23 protein-coding genes are annotated in these 23,769 nt (G+C 38.1%); 5 read left to right on the top strand and 18 right to left on the bottom strand.

The genetic code is table 11. The features are described 5' to 3' along the window. Window positions 1–30 precede the first annotated feature (30 nt). The 3 genes from BO48_RS10260 to BO48_RS10250 form a co-directional block, all read right to left on the bottom strand. Entirely contained in the window at window positions 31–399 is a 369-nt protein-coding gene (locus BO48_RS10260) for an ArsR/SmtB family transcription factor (RefSeq protein WP_052256044.1), read from the bottom strand. Window positions 400–858: 459 nt separating this feature from the next. Then, window positions 859–2,937 (bottom strand): heavy metal translocating P-type ATPase, encoded by a 2,079-nt coding sequence (locus tag BO48_RS10255; RefSeq protein ID WP_496367369.1) that lies wholly within the window; start codon window positions 2,935–2,937, stop codon window positions 859–861. 123 nt (window positions 2,938–3,060) lie between these two features. Next, on the bottom strand, window positions 3,061–3,504 hold the full coding sequence (locus BO48_RS10250) for a CopY/TcrY family copper transport repressor (RefSeq protein ID WP_239416244.1): 444 nt from the start codon (window positions 3,502–3,504) through the stop codon (window positions 3,061–3,063). A gap of 254 nt (window positions 3,505–3,758) precedes the next feature. Here BO48_RS10250 and BO48_RS10245 point away from each other — a divergent pair, with 254 nt between their 5' ends. Further along, entirely contained in the window at window positions 3,759–4,085 is a 327-nt protein-coding gene (locus tag BO48_RS10245) for a four-helix bundle copper-binding protein (RefSeq protein ID WP_372909135.1), read from the top strand. A 56-nt stretch (window positions 4,086–4,141) separates the two neighbouring features. Here the strand turns inward: BO48_RS10245 and BO48_RS10240 are convergent, their stop codons facing one another. The 3 genes from BO48_RS10240 to BO48_RS10230 form a co-directional block, all read right to left on the bottom strand. Next, window positions 4,142–4,813, bottom strand: coding sequence for a response regulator transcription factor (locus BO48_RS10240; RefSeq protein WP_496367366.1), 672 nt, complete (start codon window positions 4,811–4,813; stop codon window positions 4,142–4,144). Then, a complete protein-coding gene (locus BO48_RS10235; RefSeq protein WP_496367364.1) occupies window positions 4,791–6,194 on the bottom strand; it encodes a sensor histidine kinase in 1,404 nt (467 codons plus the stop codon). The genes BO48_RS10240 and BO48_RS10235 overlap by 23 nt, the downstream gene beginning before the upstream one ends. 117 nt (window positions 6,195–6,311) lie before the next feature. Continuing rightward, complete coding sequence (locus BO48_RS10230; RefSeq protein WP_496367362.1) at window positions 6,312–7,223, bottom strand: F510_1955 family glycosylhydrolase; 912 nt, start codon at window positions 7,221–7,223, stop codon at window positions 6,312–6,314. 250 nt (window positions 7,224–7,473) lie between these two features. Between BO48_RS10230 and BO48_RS10225 the strand changes: the two genes are divergently transcribed. Then, the gene (locus BO48_RS10225) at window positions 7,474–8,103 is read left to right on the top strand and encodes a YdhK family protein (RefSeq protein ID WP_372909131.1); all 630 of its coding nucleotides are present in this window, start codon (window positions 7,474–7,476) and stop codon (window positions 8,101–8,103) included. Window positions 8,104–8,314: 211 nt separating this feature from the next. On the opposite strand, the gene gap is transcribed toward BO48_RS10225, so the two are convergent. The 6 genes from gap to BO48_RS10195 all read right to left on the bottom strand — a co-directional run bounded on the left by gap (window position 8,315) and on the right by BO48_RS10195 (window position 12,720). Continuing rightward, window positions 8,315–9,313, bottom strand: a complete 999-nt coding sequence (gap, locus tag BO48_RS10220) for a type I glyceraldehyde-3-phosphate dehydrogenase (protein ID WP_372909130.1) — start codon at window positions 9,311–9,313, stop codon at window positions 8,315–8,317. 162 nt (window positions 9,314–9,475) lie between these two features. Continuing rightward, window positions 9,476–9,982 (bottom strand): CueP family metal-binding protein, encoded by a 507-nt coding sequence (locus BO48_RS10215; RefSeq protein ID WP_496367360.1) that lies wholly within the window; start codon window positions 9,980–9,982, stop codon window positions 9,476–9,478. Window positions 9,983–10,063: 81 nt separating this feature from the next. Continuing rightward, window positions 10,064–10,768, bottom strand: a complete 705-nt coding sequence (locus BO48_RS10210; RefSeq protein WP_496367358.1) for a cytochrome c biogenesis CcdA family protein — start codon at window positions 10,766–10,768, stop codon at window positions 10,064–10,066. Between the two features lie 133 nt (window positions 10,769–10,901). After that, entirely contained in the window at window positions 10,902–11,990 is a 1,089-nt protein-coding gene (gene ccsB / locus BO48_RS10205) for a c-type cytochrome biogenesis protein CcsB (RefSeq protein ID WP_496367357.1), read from the bottom strand. Continuing rightward, window positions 11,963–12,175 carry a hypothetical protein gene (locus BO48_RS10200; RefSeq protein ID WP_496367355.1) on the bottom strand — a complete coding sequence of 71 codons (213 nt, stop codon included), beginning with the start codon at window positions 12,173–12,175 and terminating at the stop codon, window positions 11,963–11,965. Before BO48_RS10200 ends, ccsB begins: the two co-directional genes overlap by 28 nt. Window positions 12,176–12,186: 11 nt before the next feature. Further along, window positions 12,187–12,720 (bottom strand): redoxin domain-containing protein, encoded by a 534-nt coding sequence (locus BO48_RS10195; RefSeq protein ID WP_496367353.1) that lies wholly within the window; start codon window positions 12,718–12,720, stop codon window positions 12,187–12,189. A gap of 627 nt (window positions 12,721–13,347) precedes the next feature. Here BO48_RS10195 and BO48_RS10190 point away from each other — a divergent pair. Beyond that, window positions 13,348–14,919 (top strand): multicopper oxidase family protein, encoded by a 1,572-nt coding sequence (locus tag BO48_RS10190; protein ID WP_496367351.1) that lies wholly within the window; start codon window positions 13,348–13,350, stop codon window positions 14,917–14,919. A 269-nt stretch (window positions 14,920–15,188) separates the two neighbouring features. Here BO48_RS10190 and BO48_RS10185 read toward each other — a convergent pair whose 3' ends face one another. The 4 genes from BO48_RS10185 to BO48_RS10170 form a co-directional block, all read right to left on the bottom strand. Beyond that, the gene (locus BO48_RS10185; protein ID WP_372909128.1) at window positions 15,189–15,437 is read right to left on the bottom strand and encodes a copper ion binding protein; all 249 of its coding nucleotides are present in this window, start codon (window positions 15,435–15,437) and stop codon (window positions 15,189–15,191) included. Window positions 15,438–15,668: 231 nt separating this feature from the next. Continuing rightward, the gene (locus BO48_RS10180) at window positions 15,669–18,173 is read right to left on the bottom strand and encodes a heavy metal translocating P-type ATPase (RefSeq protein WP_496367349.1); all 2,505 of its coding nucleotides are present in this window, start codon (window positions 18,171–18,173) and stop codon (window positions 15,669–15,671) included. A gap of 18 nt (window positions 18,174–18,191) precedes the next feature. Then, window positions 18,192–18,386: a cation transporter gene (locus BO48_RS10175; protein WP_372909139.1), complete on the bottom strand. Its 195-nt coding sequence runs from the start codon at window positions 18,384–18,386 to the stop codon at window positions 18,192–18,194. A gap of 141 nt (window positions 18,387–18,527) precedes the next feature. Further along, a complete protein-coding gene (locus BO48_RS10170) occupies window positions 18,528–18,596 on the bottom strand; it encodes a hypothetical protein (RefSeq protein WP_496367373.1) in 69 nt (22 codons plus the stop codon). 1,600 nt (window positions 18,597–20,196) lie between these two features. Between BO48_RS10170 and BO48_RS10165 the strand changes: the two genes are divergently transcribed. Together BO48_RS10165 and BO48_RS10160 are read left to right on the top strand one after the other, a co-directional pair. Next, window positions 20,197–20,469, top strand: a complete 273-nt coding sequence (locus BO48_RS10165) for a CrcB family protein (RefSeq protein ID WP_496367348.1) — start codon at window positions 20,197–20,199, stop codon at window positions 20,467–20,469. Window positions 20,470–20,663: 194 nt separating this feature from the next. Then, window positions 20,664–22,811 carry a DNA topoisomerase III gene (locus tag BO48_RS10160; RefSeq protein ID WP_496367346.1) on the top strand — a complete coding sequence of 716 codons (2,148 nt, stop codon included), beginning with the start codon at window positions 20,664–20,666 and terminating at the stop codon, window positions 22,809–22,811. Window positions 22,812–23,085: 274 nt separating this feature from the next. Here the strand turns inward: BO48_RS10160 and BO48_RS10155 are convergent, their stop codons facing one another. After that, window positions 23,086–23,415 carry a hypothetical protein gene (locus BO48_RS10155; protein ID WP_496367344.1) on the bottom strand — a complete coding sequence of 110 codons (330 nt, stop codon included), beginning with the start codon at window positions 23,413–23,415 and terminating at the stop codon, window positions 23,086–23,088. Window positions 23,416–23,451: 36 nt separating this feature from the next. Then, window positions 23,452–23,724, bottom strand: coding sequence for a hypothetical protein (locus BO48_RS10150; RefSeq protein ID WP_496367342.1), 273 nt, complete (start codon window positions 23,722–23,724; stop codon window positions 23,452–23,454). Window positions 23,725–23,769: the final 45 nt, after the last annotated feature.

The following is a 23,769-nucleotide window of genomic DNA, read 5'->3' as shown; positions in this document are numbered from 1 at the left end:
TTTTCTTCTTCAGTCAGTTCTGCAATCCCTTCAGACATTGGTTATCACTTCTTTCCTATGTATTAATGCAATCGTCATGATTTCTTTAATATGCTGATCTTCCAGAGAATAGAACGCGAGTTTCCCTTCTTTCCTGAATGTAACGATGCCTTCTTTGTAGAGCGTGCGTAAATGATGAGATGCATTTGCTACAGTCACACCGAGTATATTTGCGATGTCACAGACGCATAATTCCTCTTCCTTGCATAAGGAATAGGTGATTTTTGCCCTATTCACATCGGCAATAGCCTTAAGCATCTGTGATATACCGGCAATATCGACAGTTTGTAAATTCTCTTGCATCCGGTTAACCTTTTCTTCGTCATAACAAAAAACTTCACATGTTTCTTTCTTATTCATACATACACCTCGTCAATCAAATATTTGTTTGAATATAGTATATCATCTTGTTTTTCTTTATTAAAGCAGATGTTTGAATAATAATAAACTTGTATAAGTTTTTCGCGACATAGAAAGAATTTTCTGAAATAAAGCTGAAAGAAATTACGATATCGTAAGTGAACTTTATTGTGATAAATAATTTATTCGTTCTTAAAAGTACACATAAATTAAATAACGTTCGTAAAGTATTTTCACACATTTACGAACGTTGTTTTTAGTTGTTTTGAAAGCATCCGTGAAAGTGTACTTTTATGAACGCTTATCATCTTTATAACTATACAAATTATAATTCCAATAAAACGATAGTTATTTAAAAATGACCCCGATTCAATATCGAGGTCATCTATGCACTGCCTAAGTTTTTTGAGCTGTTACATTATAGGTTACAGTTCACAGTCGTTTAAGGTTTGCTTTTTACTAGTTCAATCTCAGCGTCATTGCATTCAGCGCAACAACGACCGTACTGATCGACATCAGTATTGCACCGACAGCAGGAGACAGGATAAGCCCGACTGAAGCAAGTACACCTGCTGCAAGCGGAACTGCGATTATATTATACCCTGCCCCGAGCCACAAGTTCTGTACTGTCTTACTCATCGTCTTCTCTGCCAGTGACAAGAAATTCATGATATCCGACGGTTCACTCTTGACCAGTATGACGTCTCCGGATTCGACTGCGACGTCAGTACCGGCACCGATTGCCACACCGATATCCGCCCGTACGAGGCTCGGTGCATCATTGATGCCGTCCCCGACCATCATCACTTTCTTACCCTGCTCCTGGTACGACTTGATCATTGCCTCTTTGTCTTCAGGCATCATCTGGGCATGTACATCAGTGATCCCCAGTTCAGCTGCGACGGCTTCCGCCACCTGCTTATTGTCCCCTGTCAGCATGACCGGTTCAATGCCGCGGTCAATCAGCTCTCTGATCATTCCTTTGGAGCTTGATTTGATCTGGTCGCCCTGTGCAACAATACCGCTGTTTTCACCGTCTATGACCAGGAAGCTGACCGAGTTCCCCTGCCCTGCAAGGGATTCAAACTGTTCCTTATCATAATCCATATCATTATCTTCAAAATAAGAAACACTTGTTATTTTCATGTCTCTACCCGCAATTGTGGCTTCCAGCCCGATGCCGGGTATGTTGTTGACACCTTCCGCCTGCGGGATATCGACATCTTCTTCTGCTGCTTTGTCAAGAATACCTAATGCCAGCGGATGACTCGAGCTTTTCTCCATCGCTGCCATGAATCCGAGTACTTCTACATCCGAATATGCATCATTAAAGCTTTCAAAATGGTTCACTGCAAAGTTGCCTTCTGTAAGCGTACCTGTCTTATCCATCATTACGACGTCCAAGTGTCTCGCAGTTTCAAGGGATTCACGGTTCTTCACAATCAGACCGTTTCTTGCGCCAATGGATGTCGACCGTGCCGTCACCAGTGGGATGGCGAGCCCGAGCGCATGAGGACATGCAATGACCAGCACCGTCACCAGTCTTTCAAGCGCAAAGTCCACGTTGTTTGAAATCAACATCCATACGATAAACGAAATCAGCCCCGCACTGAGTGCGAAGTAGAATAGATACCCGGCAATCCTGTTGGCCAGCAGTTCTGCGCGTGACTTATCACTTTGAGCCTCGCTCACAAGCCCCATCACCTGCGACAGATAACCGCTCTCCCCGGTACCTGTCACTTTTACCGTAACCGTACCGGATCCGTTCACAGACCCGCCGATGACAGAATTATCGACTGTTTTTTCAACATTCCTGGATTCACCTGTAACCAGCGACTCATCCACTGAAGTGTGGCCGGATACGATGATGCCGTCTGTAGGGATGTTGTCACCTGCCCCCACTTGGACGACGTCACCTTCGTTCACATTTGAGAGTTCAACTTCTCTCGTGTTGCCGTCCTGATCAACGAGGACAGCAGTGCTTGGGAGCAGCTCGGCCATTTTTTTGAGTGCGTCCCCTGCATTACCGACAGCATTCATCTCAATCCAGTGACCGAGGAGCATGATGATGATCAATGTCGCGAGTTCCCAGAAGAAGTCCATCGTATGTGCATCCGGAGCAACGAAATTATTCATGATGAATGCATACAGGCTGTAGAAGTATGCAACGGAGATCCCCATTGAAATCAGCGTCATCATGCCCGGTTTACGAGCTTTCAACTCTTCCTTGGCCCCGCTCAGGAAAGGCTGACCACCGTAGAAGTAAAGAATTGTGGCAAGCACCAGCACAACCCATTCAGAGCCTGGGAATGTAAACTGGAATGGAAGTTCGAGGCCCATCATCGGGGCGAGAAAAATGATCGGTATCCCAAAAATCAATGAAATAAAAAACTTTTTCTTGAAATCTCCGTGATGATGATGGCCATCGTGACCGTCATGGTCTCCGTGGCCGTGGTGGTCTCCGTGGTCGTCATGGTCGTCATGATTATTATGATCGTCATGGTGATGACCATGATGTTTGTGATCATGTTCTGACATTTTATCCCTCTTTTCTTTATTATTAAGGAAAAGCATAGTGAAATTATCTCCTTCACTCCAATACCCGCTCGGGGTATTTAAAAACTTAAAAGATTACGCAACCATTTATATACAATCGCTTTCTCAATGATGATGCGTTTGACATTTGCACTGCCCGGGTGTACAACTGCAAGCTACTTCCTGCACTGCATTTTTTTTCTTCATCTCTATCGTTCTTTCAAGTTGCTCTATATCATCAAAACTTAAAATCGACTTTTCAATCAAGCCTGCTATCGTATTTCCGGCATCCTTATCACAAATATTATCGAAAGTCTCATCCAGAGTGAAACTAATGAATTCATCCTCTTTAATACTGGCTGAATATAGAAACTTCTTGCCGTCTTTTTCAGTCTCAAGCATACCTTTTTTAACTAATCTTCCGAGAAAAGTTTTTATCGTGGCTGTGCCCCAATCTTTCTTCTGCTGCAGTACGTCTATGATTTCTCTGCTGCCCATTTTATCCTGCGCCCAGACAGCACGCATCACCTCCCATTCGGAATCTGTAATCTTCAAATCTTGCTGTGGCATACTTCACCCCTCCAATCATTTACATTTGTATTGTTCTTAATTAAAGTTTACAATTGTAATCGATAATTGTCAAGGTCTTATTGCTTTTTAATGAATCAAAACTGGAGAATTAGGGATTAGGCTCTACAGGATATGATTATAGTATTAAAGTTTTGTGCAGTTTCTATGGAGTTCATCAAAATCAGTTTATATGTAAAATAAACGAGAATCCGATTCATGTAAGAATTTTTAAAATTCATAGGAGGGGTTTTCAAATGGCTCACGAACAACATCAACAACTGATTCAGACGTTACATGAATGTATGGCTGCCTGCAACCATTGCTACGATGCGTGCTTGAAGGAAGAAGATGTAAAAATGATGGCAGAGTGCATCCGTCTGGACCGCGAATGTGCAGATATGTGTGCTTTTCTGGAACAATCGCTGACGAGGAATTCACCATTTTCTTCTGATCTTGCAGCAGTTTGCGCTAAAATATGCGAAGCATGCGGCAAGGAATGTCAGAAACATGACCATGATCATTGTCAAAAATGTGCAGAGGCATGCTTCAAGTGTGCAGAGGCTTGTAAAGAAGTCGCATAATCAATTTTTCCAAATAGAAGGTGGCATACTGAAAACACCTCAGTACGCCACTTCTTTTATTTTCTTATCCATTTATAGCCGACACCCCATACAGTATGAAAGCATTCATCAATGGGAAAACCGCTTTCCCTTATTTTCTCACGCATATTTCTTACATGTGAATCTACTGTCCGACCTTCAGTTTCAGAATCCATACCCCATATTAAATCAATCAATTGATTTCTGGTGAACACTCTATCCGGATTTTTTATAAACAATCCAACGAGTGCAAATTCCTTTGGTGTCAACTTGATATATCGACCCTTATAAGCCAATTCAAATCGATCTTCATTCCATGACAATCCACCTATCTCAATCTGACTGCCGGTCTGGGTCCGCCTTAATAAAGCCTCAATCCGTGCAATCAGTTCAGCTTCATCAAAAGGTTTTGTGACATAGTCATCTGCGCCAAGCCTGAGTCCTTTGACGGTATCCTCTTTCTGTTCGCGCGCAGTCACCATGATGATCGGCACATCTGAATATTTCCGGATTTCTCTGCAGGCCTGCCAACCGTCCACTTCCGGCATCATGATATCGAGTAATACAATGTCAAATCTTTCTTCTTTGATATATGTGAGCCCTTCTTTCGCACCGAGTGCTTTTTTGCAATCATACTGGTAAGGTTCCAAGTACAAAGACAACAATTCCAACATTCTTTCTTCATCATCAATCAATAAAACTTTCTTCATTTGCAGCTCCTTTTTGTAAAGATATGATGAAAACCGTACCCTTCCCTGGTTTGCTCTCCACTCTGATATGACCGCCATGCAGTTCCACGATTTCTTTGGCGATGGTCAGTCCGAGTCCGGAGCCTCCGTTCGCTCGTGACCTTGATTTATCTGCACGATACAGCCTTTCAAATATGTGCAGCACATCTTCTTCAGCGATGCCTTCGCCTGTATCCGATATGATTGTCAAAATTTCATTTTTACTTTGGCTCACTTCCATTGTGATGCTGTTTCCTGCAGACGTATATTTTATCGCGTTATCCAGTATATTAAGCAGCACCTGCCTGATTCTATCGGAATCGACATAAGCCACCAGATCATCTGGATAATCAACAGTAAATTGTATATTTTTATTCTCAATGGCGGGTTGGATTCGTGTCACGACAGTTCGAATCAACTCTCCGAATTCCATTTTTTCTTTTTTGATGGTAAATTTATTATGATCTATTTTAGCCAATTCAAATAGATTTTGAATGAGATCGACTAAATGTCTTGTTTCTTCCTGAATAATTTTAATGTATTGATTTCTATTCTCTATGGATAAGTCTTCCCGACTGAGTATATCCGCATACCCCTTCATATAAGTTAAAGGTGTACGGAGTTCGTGTGAAATACTGCCTAAAAATTCGTTTCTTTCATTTTTTAAACGTTCCAGATCTTTTGATAGTCTTGAAATTGAAGTTGCCAATTCACCGAGCTCATCCTTCCGATGGGTGTATAGCCCCACTTCATGATGCCCGCTGCTTAATTGTTCCGTCGCTTTTTTCATTTTAAGCAACGGCTGCGTGATGACTCTGGAAAGTATGAACACTGTAATGATTGTTAAGAAAACAGTGAGCAGACCAACAAATAAAAATTGCTGGCTGAGTTGGTCGATGATTCTTTTAATATTATCGCTATCAGCAAACATGAACACATGCCCTATATGGTTTTCATTTATGGTGATCGGGCTGTCTGTAGATACATAAGGTTCATTGGACCAGTCTGATTCAAGAATCGTTCCGCCCTCAGGGACCCCATCATGGTCAGTATGTTCAACCACTGCTGCCAGCTCTGATTCCACCGGATTCGAACTGGTTATGACCTCACCGACGTCATCTGTTATCACGACGATAAATTCAGATTCTGATTCCATAATGGCAACATGCTCTATGGTGGAAGAGGTATAGTTTTCTTCCAGTACGTCGCTGTGGGTATTTCCGCGTGCCAGTAAATCACTCATCACTTCTTCAACACGATTGTCGACCAGATTAGTATACAAGATATAAAACAGGATTATCTCCACGGTCAAAATAACCAGGAAGAACAGCAGCCCTATTTTCAAAGATAATTTGTTTAACATAAAAACCCTCTTTTTCTGATATATTGACGAACTATGAATTATGAAAACAAGTATCTTTAAATGATTTGTTTACAAAACTTTAAATCATGGAATCTATAGTATTTTAAAAAATTTCACTCATTTGGCATTTCCATCATTTAAAATCTTACCCCATTGCTCTACCGAGCCATCTTTAGACAAGTACGCATCTCCATTTATAGTATATATCCCTAATTCTTCAGTATTCCGAGGATTTCTAGCAATGTATAAAATCCCATCATCATTCATTTTAGGTATATTAATTGCAACCTTATCATCATTTCTGACACTTCTTTTGACCAGCTTCACACTCTCCCCATACGTCGCATAATATAAATCATCCTCAAAGAAATATACAGCTGTGCCTGAATGGCCGGCATCAGTTAATACTTTAAAGTCATTTCCACCATTTTTTGATAAATAAATTCCTTCGGAAGTGGCAGCTGCAACAAAATTTGAATCCGCTGGATGCATGGCAAATGATAACACGCCTCCTTCTAACCCTTCAGCATCTACTTCCTCCCAAGTTTCTCCTTCATCTACACTTCTATAAAACCCTTTCTCCAGTTCAGAGTTTCTTTCAGGATTCATGAGAAAAATATCGTGGCTGTCATACCCAACTGCCATGGCATGGTAATCAGTTTCCCCTTCAAACTTGATATGCTCGAGGGTTCGTCCCCCATCAAAACTGCGCTGTATACCGAATGGATTGGGTATATCGGAATCTCCGCCTGGATGACCAGAAGTGTAGAATCCTTCATCCACAGCATTGAATCCCATATAGTCATTATAATTTCTAGTCGTTTCATACCCTTCACTATCGCAATATATTTTCAGGCCACCATGGGTCGCAAAGTATAATCCATTAGTTTCACCTGCATATCCTATTCCATGAATATGCTCTATTTTGTTATCAAAAGCGACTTCAAAGTCTCCCTCTTCATTACTGGTACATCCTGCCAGAAATATCGCTGATAGTATTATTATATTGATAAATAGTATTTTTGACATCATTATTATACCCCCATGCACTTATTACAAAATTAACGCGGTAGTATTCTCATATATTTTATAATTATTATATGGATTTTTTGTGCAGATGTGATATATCATATCTATTTCAAATTGTCCTAAATTCAATGTGCTGAAAATGCAAAGCTCTGCTGTTTATTAAATACATATAAATTTAATGAAATCTGGATTGAAACTGCACATGTCACTGTTATAGTCTTGAGTGACACAAAAAATGGAGGTTGTTTACATGGTAAAAAACAAAATAACATTGGGTTCCTTTATCATTTTCGCATCTATTTTATTGGCTGCATGCAACGGCGAGGAGACTCAGCCTGACGATAATGGGGAGAACTCGGAAACTGAAAATGAGTCGGCCACTGAAGAAGGAACTGACACGGAGTCAGACGGGCACTCTGAAGGCCACATGGATCACTCTGCTGAAGAAATGTCAAGTTCCGGTGAAGTACCCGACGAACTTGAAGAGGCAGAAAATCCGACATATGGAGTTGGGAGCCAGGTGATTATAGAAGCAGAACATATGCAAGGGATGGATGGTGCTGAAGCCACTATTTCAGGTGCTTTTGATACTACCGTCTATACTGTCTCATTTACACCAACGGATGGGGGACAACCGGTTGAAGATCATAAATGGGTGATCCATGAAGAATTGGAAGACCCTGCAGAAGCACCATTGGAGCCTGGTACTGAAGTAGTGCTGGAAACAGATCATATGGAAGGCATGGAAGGCGCAACAGCTACAATTGATTCAGCGGAAGAAACGACTGTCTATATGGTGGATTTCGTGACCACAGATACTGAGGAAGAAGTACAGAATCATAAATGGGTAACTGAAGAGGAACTTGCACCTGCAGAATAACTTCTAAATGATTTTCAATAATTATAGGAAATCATTTGAACGATGTTCTTAACAAATAACATGACTGATATTAAACTCCCGGGGTCACAGATGATACAATAATCTGTGACCCCGGGGGTTTCTTTCGTCACTCTGGTGTTTTTCCTATCCTCTTGCAGTATATCCATCATCCTCATACATAAAGTTTGGATCATCTTATTTTCACCAATAATTATTCAGTGCTGGCAAAATACTCAGTCAGACGGACGAGATTTGATACAAATCCATATTCACTATCATACCAGGAAACGGTTTTTACAAGTTGACTGTCGCCATTCTTTACTATGTCTGTGAGTGTTGCATCATAAACGCCACCGGCTGACGTTCCGATGACATCTGAAGACACGATTGGTTTGTCAGAATACTCAAATGATGGGTTCGATGCTTTTTTCATCAATTCATTCACTTCTTCAATTGTCACTTCTTTTTCCAAGTTGGTATAGAACTCCACCAATGCACCACCCGCCAGTGGTACTCTGACAGCTGAACCATCAACGATCCCCTCAAGTGCAGGAATAACCTTCCCTACAGCCTTTGCTGCTCCGGTGGAAGTCGGGATAGCATTCATCGCACCTGCTCTTCCGCGCCTCAAGTCTTTACTGGGACTGTCATGCAATGATTGTGAAGGTGTATAGGCTTTTATTGTCGTCATATACCCGTTGACAATTCCGAAGTTATCATTTAAAACTTTAGCAACCGGGGCTAAATCATTAGTTGTACAAGAGGCAGAAGATATGATTTTATCATCTACGATAATCTCCTCGTTCACACCATAGACAATCATCTTTGTTTGCTCATCCGCCGGCGCTGTTATGACGACCTTTTCAGCACCCGCGTCCAAGTGTACTTTTGCCTTGTCTGCAGTCGTATAAAAACCGGTTGCTTCCAGCACGATATCTATCTTCAGTTCTTTCCATGGAAGGTCTTTTGCATCAACTTCCTGGTAGACCCTGATTTCTTTCTCACCGACGATCAGAATATTTTGACGCACCTCAACATCATGTTTCAACCTGCCGTATGTCGTATCGAACTCCAACAGATATGCCAGGTTTTCAATACTGGCTAAATCATTTACAGCCACCAGTTCCAGTTCTGAATACGTGTCGAGTAATCTCCTCAATACCGTTCTTCCCACACGTCCAAATCCATTAATTGCAACTTTTACAGTCATCCAATTCCCTCCATATATATTGACTTTGTTTTTATAAAGACAAAGTTAGTTTAGAACATAACATTAGATGATTATATAGTCCATTTATGTAAAAACCATCGAGATGGAATGAAAAAGTAGCAGATCGACTGAAAAACAGTTGCTCTGCTACTTTCTTGAACTTTAATTAAGTTGCAAATCCGTCAAGCAAGTGTTATCTCCCTCGAAAGTAGAAAAATCATGCTCGAGAGTATTACCTTCGTAATTGACTTCCATCGTGTAATTCTTGTCCCTCGGCAGCCAAAAATCCAAAAAGCCGTTTTCCAGCGTGGTCATCGTTTCGTCGATGTGAACTTCACCATCATCATCGGTGATCTTCACGTCCATTTCTTCGTTTGCAAGTTCACCCTCGCATCCAGTCAGACTATGAACTTCACACGGATGTGTATATGTCATGTAAGGTGCCGCTGATACAAAGAACTCATCTTCAGGAAGGTTGTAAGTATCTTCCTCCCCACCGTCTTCCACTACAAGATTCTTATCATCAATAGAAGCAGATTCCACCATATTGCTGGCACTCAACTCTGAAACAAATTCTTTGACATCTATTTCGTTAGAAGCTGATTCATCAGCACACCCAGCTACGATGAATGTTAAACTCAGAAAAACTATCATCAAGTATTTTTTCATTTAAAACTCCTCCTTAAATCTTATTATATATATACCATTGAAATACTTTACCTTTTGCTTTCCTAGTTTCTATGTTTATAGCTAGAATCCTTGGAAATCGCCGAAGAATGGCTGTAGCCAAATGATAATTTGAGTCAGACCGTCGAAGTACAGTAGCACACCCATCAAGACCATAATGACGCCACCAACCTTCATAATTATGTTTGAATATTTCAACATCCAACGTGTACGGGATACAAAGAAGCTCAAAATGAAAAATGGTATTGCAAATCCAAGACAGTAAACAATCATTAAAACTAAAGCATTATTTGGTGCTGTTGCACTCATAGCAAAGATAGCACCAATAATTGGACCATTACAAGGTGTCCATCCAGCACCGAATGCCGTACCGATAAAAATTGAACCTAAAAATCCAGATGGTCTATTTTTAAACTGTATTTTTCTATCTTTCATCAGGAAATTAAAGTTGAGCACACCTGTGATGATGAGTCCAAATACCACTATCAGAATGGAACCGAGCTGCCTGATTAAATTCGAATGCTCGACAAGGAATCCGCCGAGAAATACTGTACCAAAACCAAGTGCAATATATACCAGGCTGAATCCAATGAGGAAAAACAGTGTATGTAATATCGCTCTTACGTTAAATTTTTGATTTTCCACTTCATTATAGCTCATACCTGTAATGTAGGAGACAAAAGCAGGAAAGACCGGAAGCACACAGGGTGAGACAAAACTTAAGAATCCGGCTCCGAATGCAAGGAGAAACGTTACTTCACTTCCCATGCAAATACCTCCTTTTCATAATTTATCGTAACAGATAGGATCAAGACAGTCTCTTACTGTCAGCTTATATTTAAGAACTTTCTATGACATCAACAATCAGAATTTTTTCTGTCGTATCAATCCTTTTCTCTAATTATGCATATGAATGAAGTCCTGCAACAATCAGATGGATTGCAATCAGGTTAAAGAGTATCAGTATAAAACCTATTAATGCAAGCCATGCAGATTTTTCTCCTTCATACCCTCTGTTCAGTCTCAAGTGTAAGAAAATGGTATAGAACATGAATGTGATGAACGCCCATGTTTCTTTCGGGTCCCAGCCCCAGAATCTGCTCCAGGCGATCTGCGCCCAGATTGCTGCAAAAAAGATGCCGCCGAGTGCGAATAATGGGAAACCTATGATGACCGAGCGGTAGCCGATTTCATCCATCAAATTCAAGTCCGCTCTATTTGCCAGTGGTTTGACAAAGGCCATTAACCGTTTTCTCAGTATCAGACGAAGTACTCCATATACGATTAGCCCTAGAATGACAGACCAGACCACAGTGTTCAATGACTGTGAATTGATGACAGGCGGTAAATTGATGCCTGTATGAAAATGATCCGCAAGTTCATATTGATTATCCCCGCGCTGATCGGTATACATGAACTCATCACTGTAACCGACTGCGCCTTTCATGATTAGCGTCGTTCCGATATAAACCAGAACTATTACAAGCCCTACCATGATCATCTCAAGTATACGAGCTCGCCACGACTTCTCACGTAGCGGAATTGCTTTCAGAAGATAGATCAATCCCGCAACGGCACTCATGGAGAGGACACCATAGGATATTGATACAGTGATCACATGAATTGCGAGCCAGTTACTCTGCAATGATGGAATCAGCGGATTGACATCAGTCGAAAACATACTGCCATAAGCGATCAAAAGCAATGAAACGGGAATCACAAACAATCCCAGGACTTTTGTTCGATAATAATGATATGTGATCAGATAACCCAAAATTATCATTATTGAAAAAGTTGCAATAAATTCATACATGTTCGATACCGGCGCCTGTTCCGTTGCAACCCATCTCAATATAAAATAGCCAATTTGCATAAGGAAAGCTATTACAGTCATTAAAATAGCCAGTTTTTCAGATTTCTTCTTCTCAGTTTTTACACTGAGTGAAAGTGGCACCAGTGCAATCAAAAGATGGAAGTGAAGAAAATCCATATCTTATCAAAGATGCTTCTGGATCTTGTCTTTGATCGGATGGCACTCCCGTCATAACGCATGAGATCCTTTATTTTATTTTTATCGTAATCACTGTCGATCATCTTTCCGCAGGATTGGCACAGCTGGGTGCCCTGCGGGTTCACATGACCACAGGATTCGCATTTTATTTCTTTTAATTCCATAAAACTTCACCCTATTCCGAAGTTGAAAGTTCCACAAAACGGTAAATATCATTTTTGGTCAGCTGATATTCCTGTTTATCCACGACCACACCATTTTTATCGATGGCGATCGTCGTCGGCAATGGACCGATCTGATAAGCTTTGGTGACATCCCGGTTGCGGTCGAGCGCAATTGGATAGGATAGATTATCATCCAGACTCATCAAAAACTGATTGATCTGCTGCTCGTCCTCTGAGACGTTCACAGCGACCAGTTCATACTCATCGTGACTTTCGTTATAAACTTCGTTCATATCAGGCATTTCTTCACGGCAGGGGGCACACCATGTCCCCCAGAAATTCAGGATGACACCTTTATCTTCATTAATTTCCGACAGTTGAACAGTCCCTCCGTCGAGTGTCTCAAGCTGGAAGTCGACTGCGTCATCACCGACCTGTACTGCCTGTATATCCGAAGTTAAATTGAACCATAAAGTCAGACCTACCAAAATGAAAATACTTGATATGATGCTGATCCTGAGAATGTTTCTCGTTTGTTTTTTCATATTGATCTCCTTTACATTCACAATTCATCTATATAAATCATATGATTTATAGCTAACTGCGGTTTCACATTAATATGACAATTATAAAATCAGCCTTTTGCATTGGCTATCAATTTTTAATCTCATAGGGTTTTAAAATCTGTACCCGCTTTGAGCCCTAAGTGTTGGAAATTTGGAATGAGCCATTTACATCATCATTCTTTAGATAGTACTCAACTGTCCCTAATTCTTCTTTAAAGTTCCTATGTCTACTCAATCAAAACCTCTCAGGTTACATATTGTTAAATTTCGATTCTGATATGACAAAATATATTCAGCCATAACATTAGATGATTATATAGTATATATGTGCAGAAATTATCCAGATGCGTGTAAGTGAAGAAATAGCAGGTCACTTGAAAAACAGTTGCTCTGCTACTTGTTTGGATTTTAATTACGTTTCAAATCTGTCAAACAGATATTATCCCCCTTGAAAGAGGATAAATATTCTCAAGAGTTTTACTTTCATGATTGACTTCCATTTTAGTCATATTAAATACTTATTTTATGCATAACTTCTCGAAAATTTTAATTTAACATGATACATGGCAAGTTTCTTGCAAAAGTAGAAAGAAGGAGTTGTGTAGTATGAGGAGAAATAATTTTTTAATAAGCTTGTTTTTACTAATGGCAGTCGTCGTGTTATCAGCTTGTACAAACAATGCCGGAAAAGCATCTGTTGAAAACAATGACGATGGTAAAACAACAAACGGAGGGATGAATATGGAAAGACATGATGAAAGTTTCATGGGTGAAAGTATGAATGATCATTCCATGGAAGAAGAAATGGATGGTGCGTCTATGGATAATGGCCATATGGACCATGACAACGTGGTGAGTCTGAATGACTCGACAGGAAAGGATGAACTGGGTATCCCACCTTTACTCCAAAGTGGAAGTGACGAAAAAACTGAGTATACAATACGCGCTCAAAAAGGGGAAACAGAAATATTTGATGGCGTTCAAACAAAAACATATGGCTATAATAGTTCGTTTCTTGGCCCTATGCTCCAATTTGAAAAAGGAGAGACCGTGACAATAAACTTAATCAATGAACTCGATGACAATACTACTTTTCACTGGCATGGACTGGAAGTAGCAGGGAATGAGGATGGCGGACCACATGAAGTATTGGAACCGGGGGAAGAAGATACTATCGAATTTGAGGTGACACAGGAAGCTGCAACTTTATGGTTCCACCCCCATCCGGAAGGAGAAACTTCTGAACAAGTATATAATGGTCTTGCCGGCTTAATTTACATTGAAGATCAAAATTCAAAAAATCTCGAGTTACCAAGTGATTATGGTAAAAATGATATCCCGCTTGTTTTCCAGGACAAAATATTTGATGATGAGAAACAACTGAACTACGAGGCAGCGGCTAATGAAGATGGTACAGTCGGTGATACATCATTAATTAATGGCACGTTGAATCCTAAATTGACTGTAGATAAAGAAAAAGTAAGACTTCGACTGTTAAATGGATCAAATGCAAGAAACTATATCTTTAAACTAAATACGGGAGATTCTTTTGTACAAATCGCAACAGATGGCGGTTTCTTGAATGAACCGGTCTCAATGAATGAAATTACGCTCACACCTTCAGAAAGAGCTGAAATTATCGTTGATTTTTCAAAAATGAACAGTAATGAAAATGTAGCTTTGATTAATGAAGATGATGGTTCTACACTCTTGCCTTTTGAAATCACAGATCAAATTGGTAAGAATACAGAGCTACCTGATGAAATGAATGACTTTTCAGTCACAGAAGAAGAAATGAACATGCCGGTGACAAAAGAAATTGAACTTTTCGGCATGATGGATATGGTAACGATAAATGGTAAAAAATTTGACCCTGAAAGAATTGACTTTACTCAAAAACAAGGTGTTACGGAAGTATGGGAAATTTATAATAAACCCGATATGATGGGCGGCATGATTCATCCGTTCCATATCCACGGGGCCCAATTTAAAATCCTTTCAAGAAATGGAGAGACACCACCTGAGAATGAAAGAGGATGGAAAGACAGTTTTTCCGTTGTCCCGAATGAGACTGTAAAAATCGCCATTCAATTTAAAAATAAAGGTATATATATGTTCCACTGTCACATCCTTGAACATGAGGACAATGGGATGATGGGACAGGTCAAGGTAGAATAGACCTAAAATTTTTCAAATCGATAAATAATAGTATTAAAAAAATCAGGAAGCTATTTCCTGATTTTTCTATAGCTTATATGTGGTTATTAAAATAAAATTGGACCCAACTGCATAGTTTCAGTACATTCAAAGGCTTCTATGCCTATCCAAACTAAGACCTCCCAAGTTCAAAGGTCATCTCTTTCCTTTGTGAACTTGGGAGGTGGTACTTTATAATAGTAAGGTCTTTTCTATTTTACCTAGTGTAAGATTGCTTCAACTCTTCTAGATTATTGACAACATGAGCAGCTGCTGCCTGCTTTTTCAGATTCATCCTTAACCTTGTAACCTGTATCTTCAATAGTATTTTTAATTTCTTCTAATTTAACATCATTGTCATTATATGACACATCCACTTTTCCATCTGAAAGCAGAACTTTTACTGACTCGACTCCACTAATCTTGCTAACGTTCCCTTCAACTTTATTAGCACATGCACCACATGACATTCCTTGTACATTTAATGTTTTTTGTTGCATATAAATTCCTCCTTTAAATTTCCTCTTAATGTAACACACTTTGTGCTTTATCTAGGTAAAGTATATTGAAATGTAGGAATAATAAAATTATCATTTTGCTGAACTTATAGAGCCACCCCCCATAATCATTTAAGTTTCATTTCATGGCAGAGGCAACTAGTGAAATCTGAGCACATGACCCACTTATATAATTCGAGTTCTAATTTATCCATCACTCCACTTTATTCCTCCTTAAGCAACAGACGGACCAACAGAAGGACCAGCATGCGAGTCAACAGATGAATCATCAGACGGTTCAAATCGTTTTAAACGCAGTGCGTTGAGTAACACTGATATCGAGCTGAAACTCATCGCTGCTGCTGCAAATATAGGGCTCATCAGTGGTCCACCGAACAGGAATAATATGCCCATTGCAACTGGGATACCCGCTGTATTGTAAGCAAACGCCCAGAACAAGTTTTGTCTGATATTTCTAATGGTGGACTTACTTAGTTCTACTGCTGTCGGGACTTCCATTAAATCACTTCTCATCAGAACAATGTCAGCAGATTCCATAGCTACATCCGTACCGGAACCAATAGCAATCCCGACATCTGCCTGGGCAAGAGCTGGTGCATCATTGATTCCATCCCCCACCATGGCTACTTTTTTACCTTCATTCTGAAGTTTTTTCACTTCACTTGCTTTATCTTCCGGCAACACTTCACTCAATACCCGGTCAATCCCGACTTGCTGGGCAATTGCTTCAGCAGTCCGCTTGTTATCACCAGTTATCATTGCTACTTCTATTCCCATGCCGTGGAGTTTTTGAATCGCTTTTAAGCTGCTTTCTTTTACTGTATCCGCAACTGCAATAATACCGGAAATTTCATTATTGATTGCTATATACATTGGTGTTTTTCCTTGATTCGCTAATTCATCTGAAGTACTTGCCAATGAACCTAAAGAAATGTTTTGATCATCCATCAATTTTCTATTACCCAGCAACATATTTTTATCGCCAACCATCACTTCTATACCATGACCTGTTAATGCATTGAAATTTTTCGTTTTTTGTAAAGTTAACCCTTTATCTTCGGCGTCATTGACTATTGCTTCACCTAGAGGATGTTCTGAGCCTTTTTCAGCGGATGCAGCCAACACCAATAGTTCATGCTCTTCAATCCCCTCTACAGTAATTATATCAGTGACTTTTGGTTTGCCTTCTGTAATTGTTCCTGTTTTATCAAAAACTACCGTTTGAAGTTTATGCGTCGTTTCAAGGGCAACTCCACTTTTAATTAATATGCCATTTTCAGCTCCCTTACCAGTTCCAATCATAATGGATGTCGGTGTCGCCAAACCGAGTGCACATGGACATGCGATAACCAACGTCGTGATAAAAACGGTGAGGGCAAAGAGTACTGATTGTCCACTTATAAACCATAATAAACCTGCGAGGATAGCAAGTCCAATGACAATTGGCACAAAGTATCCAGAAATAATATCAACCAGCCTAGAAATAGGTGCTTTTGAACCTTGTGCATCTTCTACCAGCTTTATAATTTGAGACAATGCAGTATCTTTTCCGACTTTAGTCGCTTGATACTGAATTGTTCCATTTTTATTGATACTCGCTCCAATAATATTATCTCCACTGATTTTTTCTACTGGAATACTTTCACCTGTCAACATGGATTCATCTACTGCGGTCATACCTTCAGTAACAATACCGTCAACAGGTATTTTTTCTCCTGGTTTGACAATGATTGTGTCACCAACCATCACTTCATCGATTGATATTTCCATTTCGTGTCCATTTCTTACTACAATCGCATTCTTAGGTGCAAGTCCCATTAATTTCTTAATCGCATCTGAGGTCCTTCCTTTAGTTAATGTTTCCAGATACTTACCTAATGTAATTAAGGTTAAAATTACTGCTGCAGTTTCAAAATATAAATCATTTGCAAAACTCACATTACCAGAAAAGATCATAAATGCTGCAAAGATACCATATGCGAATGCTGCACCTGTTCCGACAGCAATTAAAGAATCCATATTGGGATGTCCACGAAGTAAGGTTTTAAAACCCGATGAATAAATGCTTCTAGCCATATAGACAACAGGTAACGTAAGTATAAATTGTATGATCACAAACCCTTCCGGACTTAAAGCCGGATCGATGATTCCAGGTAATGGTGCGCCTATCATATGACCCATCGCAATATATAATAGAGGTGCAGTAAATATCGCAGATATCAAAAATCTTTGCCAGAGACTTTTAATAGCTTTTTGTTTTTGATTACGGTCTTCATCAACAGATTCTGTTGATGTGATATCTTCATGTGCTTCATATCCAGCGCTTGATACTGCTTCCAGAATATCTGAAACTGAAACCATGGAAGCATCATAGTCAATATTCATTTTTTCTGTAGCTAAGTTAACATGAGTGTCCAATACACCATCAAGTTTTCCTGTGGCCTTTTCAATAGTTTGTACACATGATGCACATGTCATACCTTCTATTTTAAATGATTTCTGCTCCGTATCTGTTAACGCCTTATACCCAGCCTTATCTACGGCAGCTTGGATTTCTTGTACAGATAGTGCATTCTCGTCGTAACTGATATTCAGTTTTTCAGTAGCCATGTTCACATTTGATTCTTTTACACCTTCTAACTTCTTGGTTGTTTTTTCGACTGTTTGTACACAGGATGCACATGTCATGCCTTCTATATTAAATGATTTTGTTACCATTTATTATCAACTCCTTCTCTAATTGATTGATTCAGCTTCATAACCAATCTTCTTTATAGATTTCATTAAACTATCTGCTGCCCGGCCGGTTTCATCAAATTTAACTCTGGCTATTCCTTTTTTCAAATTGACTTTTGCATTTTCCACATCTGGCAAGCTTAGCAATGTCTCTTCAATTTTACTCACGTTGGGAGCACAGTTCATTCCTGTAATCTTTAAAATCGCCTATTCCATAATTCTCATTCCTTGCTAAATATTTTAAAATTAATTTTTCTATTGTCTTACCAGCATCCCTGTTTAAAATATTAGAGAAACTTTCATCCAAACTACTTTTAATAAATTCATTTTTTTATATTAGAGAAATAAGTATACTTTCCTCTTTTTTTCTGTACAAAGCATTCCTTTTTCAACAAGTCTTCCGATAAACGTTTTGATTGTTGCCGGCTTCCATTTTTTCTTCTGCTGTTAAACTTCTACAATATCATTGCTTATAACATTGCTCTGCACTCAAACAACACGCATTACTTCTCTTTCGAAATCGGTAATCTTAGAATCTATTTCAGAATGCATAATCTTCCTATCTACTTTGTTTACATTTGTAATCTATATATACATTTAGTTTACAACTGTAATCATAATTTGTCAAGATTTTTTTCTATAGTTCCTTCTTCTATCAATTGCTTACATTATTAACGAAAATATAGCAGTGGTGACCGGAATCGAACACGCCGATCAAGGCTTTGTAGACCTTTGCCTTAGTTCTTGGCTACACAGCCATGAATTTAAACTAAATATTTAAGTGGATATAAGCAAAATTTATTAGCGATTTATTTAAAATGGAATCAACTAATCCATTCATTTTTATTTATATAAATAGTGCTGTGTTAGTCATTTCTCAATACTATGGCTTAGATTAGAATAAGCTTTCTGTTATGACATAAATTAAGAAATAATCGAAGAATTTATTTTTATATATAATGTCACTAGCGTTACATAAAACAATTTAGAGTTTATCAACCCGGCTCACATGGTCGGCTTCATTACATTCAGAATATTCTGAATGTAATGGGTTCTACATTTTGAAAAAAAGCCAACGACCCGGCAAATGGTCATCCAATCCACAAAATGTAAAATATTTACTGTGCGTCATTTAAAGAATCAAAGGGTCGTACATCAAATCATCTAAATGGGCCACCTCCCCCGCATCAAAATGGCGACAATCTGCTGAAAGTCGCGCTCCCAGTGTTGTTTTTGCCGGCCTTTCGAGGCGCGTGTGTCATTTTTGACGATAAATTGCATATATTTTAAGTGTTATTTTGCATAATAAATGTTAAAACCCAGCTATCTTCGTGAAAAGATAAGCTGGGCTTTTTAACTATAGTGCAAGTTATCACTTAAATCAGTGCAAAATAACATAGAAAATGACAAGATGTGTTTTTCTCTCTTAAATATTTGATTGATTAGAGTAGACCCTGATCACACATATTAAATATGTATGATTGCCGAATAGAATTCAAGAAAGATGTAGGTATCATTATCCTTTTAATAACCGCATCAAAGACTGATACGTTGAACAATATCACAAGTAATTCGCATCATAAAGTTATACGTTAGGCTTTTGGGAAGTAGCAATATACCGTAGAACGAATACAAGGCCGTTATCTAAAGACCTTGTATTATCCTGAAAAATTTCATATATACTACAGACTATATCTACATGCTAAGTCAAGACTGCCAATATAATTTTGACTTGATACTGTCCAGCTAGTGAAGGTTGTATGTCTATAAGAGATGTTTGCTGGCCGACTGGCTTCAATTTAATAGGGTGAAATTTAGGTTGGTTCGCCCTTACAATAAATTCTCTTTAAATATTTTATATAATACATTGAAAAATGAAAAGCGATGGAGCTCGTCATAACTGCCCTAAGGCTAATTCCTCCTAACAAATTCCGTAAATCAACGGTTTGGTTAGGAGTTTTTTTTATATCTTTTCAGGAGAGATGAAACAACGAAATCTTGGCAAGTGAATGCTTTAGCTATTTTGATTGGTGGTGCTATTGAAAGTTTGCTTCGTTACAGCGTTAACACCTGGAGGGCGTTTACAACTTTCCATTTGGGAACATTACTGAAAAACATTAATGCATGTTTTCTAGCTGTCCAATACAAGACTCTAGTAAAAGACCATTTAAATCAAGCGCTAGAATTTCAGTCAAGAGGAATAAAAGTTTTATCTTTAATATCTTTAGACAGAGTTGAAAATTATCATCAGTGTTTTTCAATTGAATATTTAGTGTAGTTTTTACTTTCATAAAAATATTTAAAATGTTCGACTTATCGTGAGTATATTTACTCTATTGCTGATGCCTTATAAAGAAAACTCTTGCCATTATAAAAGAGTAAATAAAATAAGGAATAAATCTATCAAATCTTATACATATTTCCTATGATATAATTATTATCAAGCATTTTTGAAAGGACGTTGAATGAGTAATGAAGAAAAGTGTAGTTATAGCTGAAAAACCTTCTGTAGCTAGAGATATTGCACGTGTACTAGATTGTAATAAAAAAGGTGATGGCTTTTTAGAAGGCAACAAATATATTATAACTTGGGCACTTGGTCATCTAGTTACCCTTGCAGATCCAGAATCATACGATACTAAGTATAAAAATTGGAACTTAGAAGAGCTTCCTATGATTCCTTCTAATTTAAGGACGACTACAATAAAGAAAACCCAGAAACAGTTCAACTCAATAAAGAGACAGCTGAATCGTTCAGATATCAATGAGGTCGTGATAGCAACTGATAGCGCAAGAGAAGGAGAATTGGTTGCGAGATGGATAATAGATAAAGCTAATATAAATAAGCCAATTAAACGACTGTGGATCTCATCAGTGACTGATAAAGCAATTCAAGAAGGCTTCAAAAACTTAAAAGACGGTAAACAGTATGAAAACTTATACCATGCAGCTGTAGCACGATCTGAAGCAGATTGGTACGTTGGCTTAAATGCAACAAGAGCCCTTACTACAAAGTTTAATGCTCAATTATCTGCAGGACGAGTGCAAACACCAACTGTGGGTATAATAGCTCAACGTGAAGATGAAATAAAAAACTTCACCCCAAGAAAATATAATGAAGTTACTTTTAAGTCTAACAATGGCATAACTTTTCTCTGGAATGATGATAAAAATAATTCCAGAATTTTTAATAAAGAACAAGCAGACAATCTTTATAATAAATTGAATAACCAAATAGCAATTATAAATTTTGTTGAAAAGACTCAGAAGAAAAATTTTGCACCACAGCTATATGATTTAACTGAGCTACAAAGAGATGCTAATAAGTTTTACGGATTTTCTGGGAAACAAACGTTACGCATAATGCAGCAACTCTATGAGAGACATAAGGTTTTAACATACCCAAGAACTGATTCTCGAGTTATTTCATCAGATATTGTACCGACACTTAAAGACCGAATTAAAGCATGCAGTGTTAGTGAATATAACAAACACACCAGTAAGTTGGCTCATAAAACTTTTCACTTACCAAAATCAGTAGTAAACGATAAAGCTGTTAGCGATCATCACGCAATCATTCCAACAGAAGAGCCCGTTTTTATTGATACATTGGATATCAATGAAAGAAAAATTTATGATTTAGTAATCAAGAGATTTTTAGCAGTACTTAGCGAACCTTTTGAATATGAACAAATAAAGATAATAGCAGAAATAAGTGGAGAAACACTAGTCGCTAAAGAAAACCTAACTACAAAACTAGGTTGGAAAGAGATTTACGGAGAGAAACACAGTAGCAAAGGAAGCAACCTTAGACAAGGTCAACACATTGAAGGTCAGCTTCTTCTTAAAGAAGGAAGTACGTTGCCGCCTGAACGACATACAGAAGGGTCACTATTAAAAGCGATGGAAAATCCAGCTAGATACATGGAAGAAACTGATAACAAAATGACAAAGACACTTCAAGCTGTTGGAGGAATTGGTACTGTAGCAACACGTGCTGATGTAATAGAAAAGCTTATCAATGGTCGGTATATAGAACAAAGAGGGAAGTATCTGCACCTAACTAAGACTGGGAAACAGCTGCTTGGTTTTGCCCCCGAAGATCTTCGTTCCCCAGCTTTAACGGCAGAATGGGAAGATAAACTGCTCAAAATCGAAAATGGAGAGTTACAAAAAAATCAATTCATTTCTGAAATAAAGTCATATACTAAAGATATTGTTCAACAGATTAAGAACATGGATGAAACTTTTAAGCACGATAATATTACTGGAACTAAGTGCCCAAAGTGTGATGATTTTATGCTAGAAATAGAAAATAGACAGGGTAAATTTTTAAGGTGCAAAAACCAATCGTGTAATCATAAAAAGAACATCTATAAAAACACTAATGCCAGGTGTCCTAATTGTAAAAAACGATTAAAACTCTATGGTGAAGGTGATGGACAAACATTTACATGTGTTTGTGGACATAGAGAGAAACTATCCTCTTTTGAGAAAAGACGTAAAAAACACCAAAAATCTAAGGTGTCAAAGAAGGACATTGATAAATATGTTAATAATCAAGATGATGAATTTGTAAATAACCCTTTTGCAGAGGCATTATCAAAGTTGAAAGAATAATTCTTTTTTCAAATATCATTATTAATCCAAAACTCCCTATCTGGATATTTAAATTCAACCGCACTTTCTTAATAGTAAGTGCGGTTGAAAACGTTAAAACTTTATTTTATTTGCTTTAAATAGCATGTAAAAACCCAACCCTCTATAACAATACCTTCTTTATGATCAGAATAGTGTATATAAGTCCAATTTCTCTTCTTTTCTGTTATTTGAACTACATCCCCATGACTCAAACTTCCTTGGGATTTTGAATTCACTTTTTTGTTTTCACGAGCTATAAGGTTATTTTTTGTGACAATCCTGAAGTTTTGAGTAATTTGTTGTTCCGTCTCTTTTTTATAACGTCATTTAACCATTTTATCGATTCTCGATCTGACACATTGTGATTTTCTGTAATATATTCTTCATAGCTTTCCATAACTGTAGGTATTTTTTCTTCCACAAAATTTATTACGCCTGCAACATTGTTTAAAAATTCCATAAGGAAGTAAAGCGTTATAATAATAGCCCCTATTGGTTTTGGTATGTAATCTTTAATACTCATTTCTCTTTTTACTCGTTCTGCTGGATTATCACTTTCTAAAATTTCATTTGCTTCTTTCAAATCTTTTTCAGTAAAATCGAACTTTTCAATCTCTACCTAAAAATCATTGATTGAACTCAAAATTACATTGATGTCAGGATATGTCACTTGACTGCCTTTCCTGAAGTTTTCTATTATCCCACTGATATCCGGATATGCCACTTGACTTGCCTTTCTGACACTCTTAGCAATCCCACTGATATCTGAAGAAGGTGTCATAGATTTACTATTAGTTTGCAACAAACTTAAGAATTCATTATAATTAATAAAAATTGAACTTTGATATTTCATTAATTTTTCCTGTAACTCATTATAAAAATAATTATTCAACTTTATTAACCTCCTTTTCAAAAACGATAATTTTAAAAAAGAATT

It is taken from the genome of Lacicoccus kunmingensis DSM 17847, from assembly GCF_059568765.1.
Note: the sequence above shows the minus strand (reverse complement) of the source record. Positions and strands in the feature narration are given on the sequence as shown.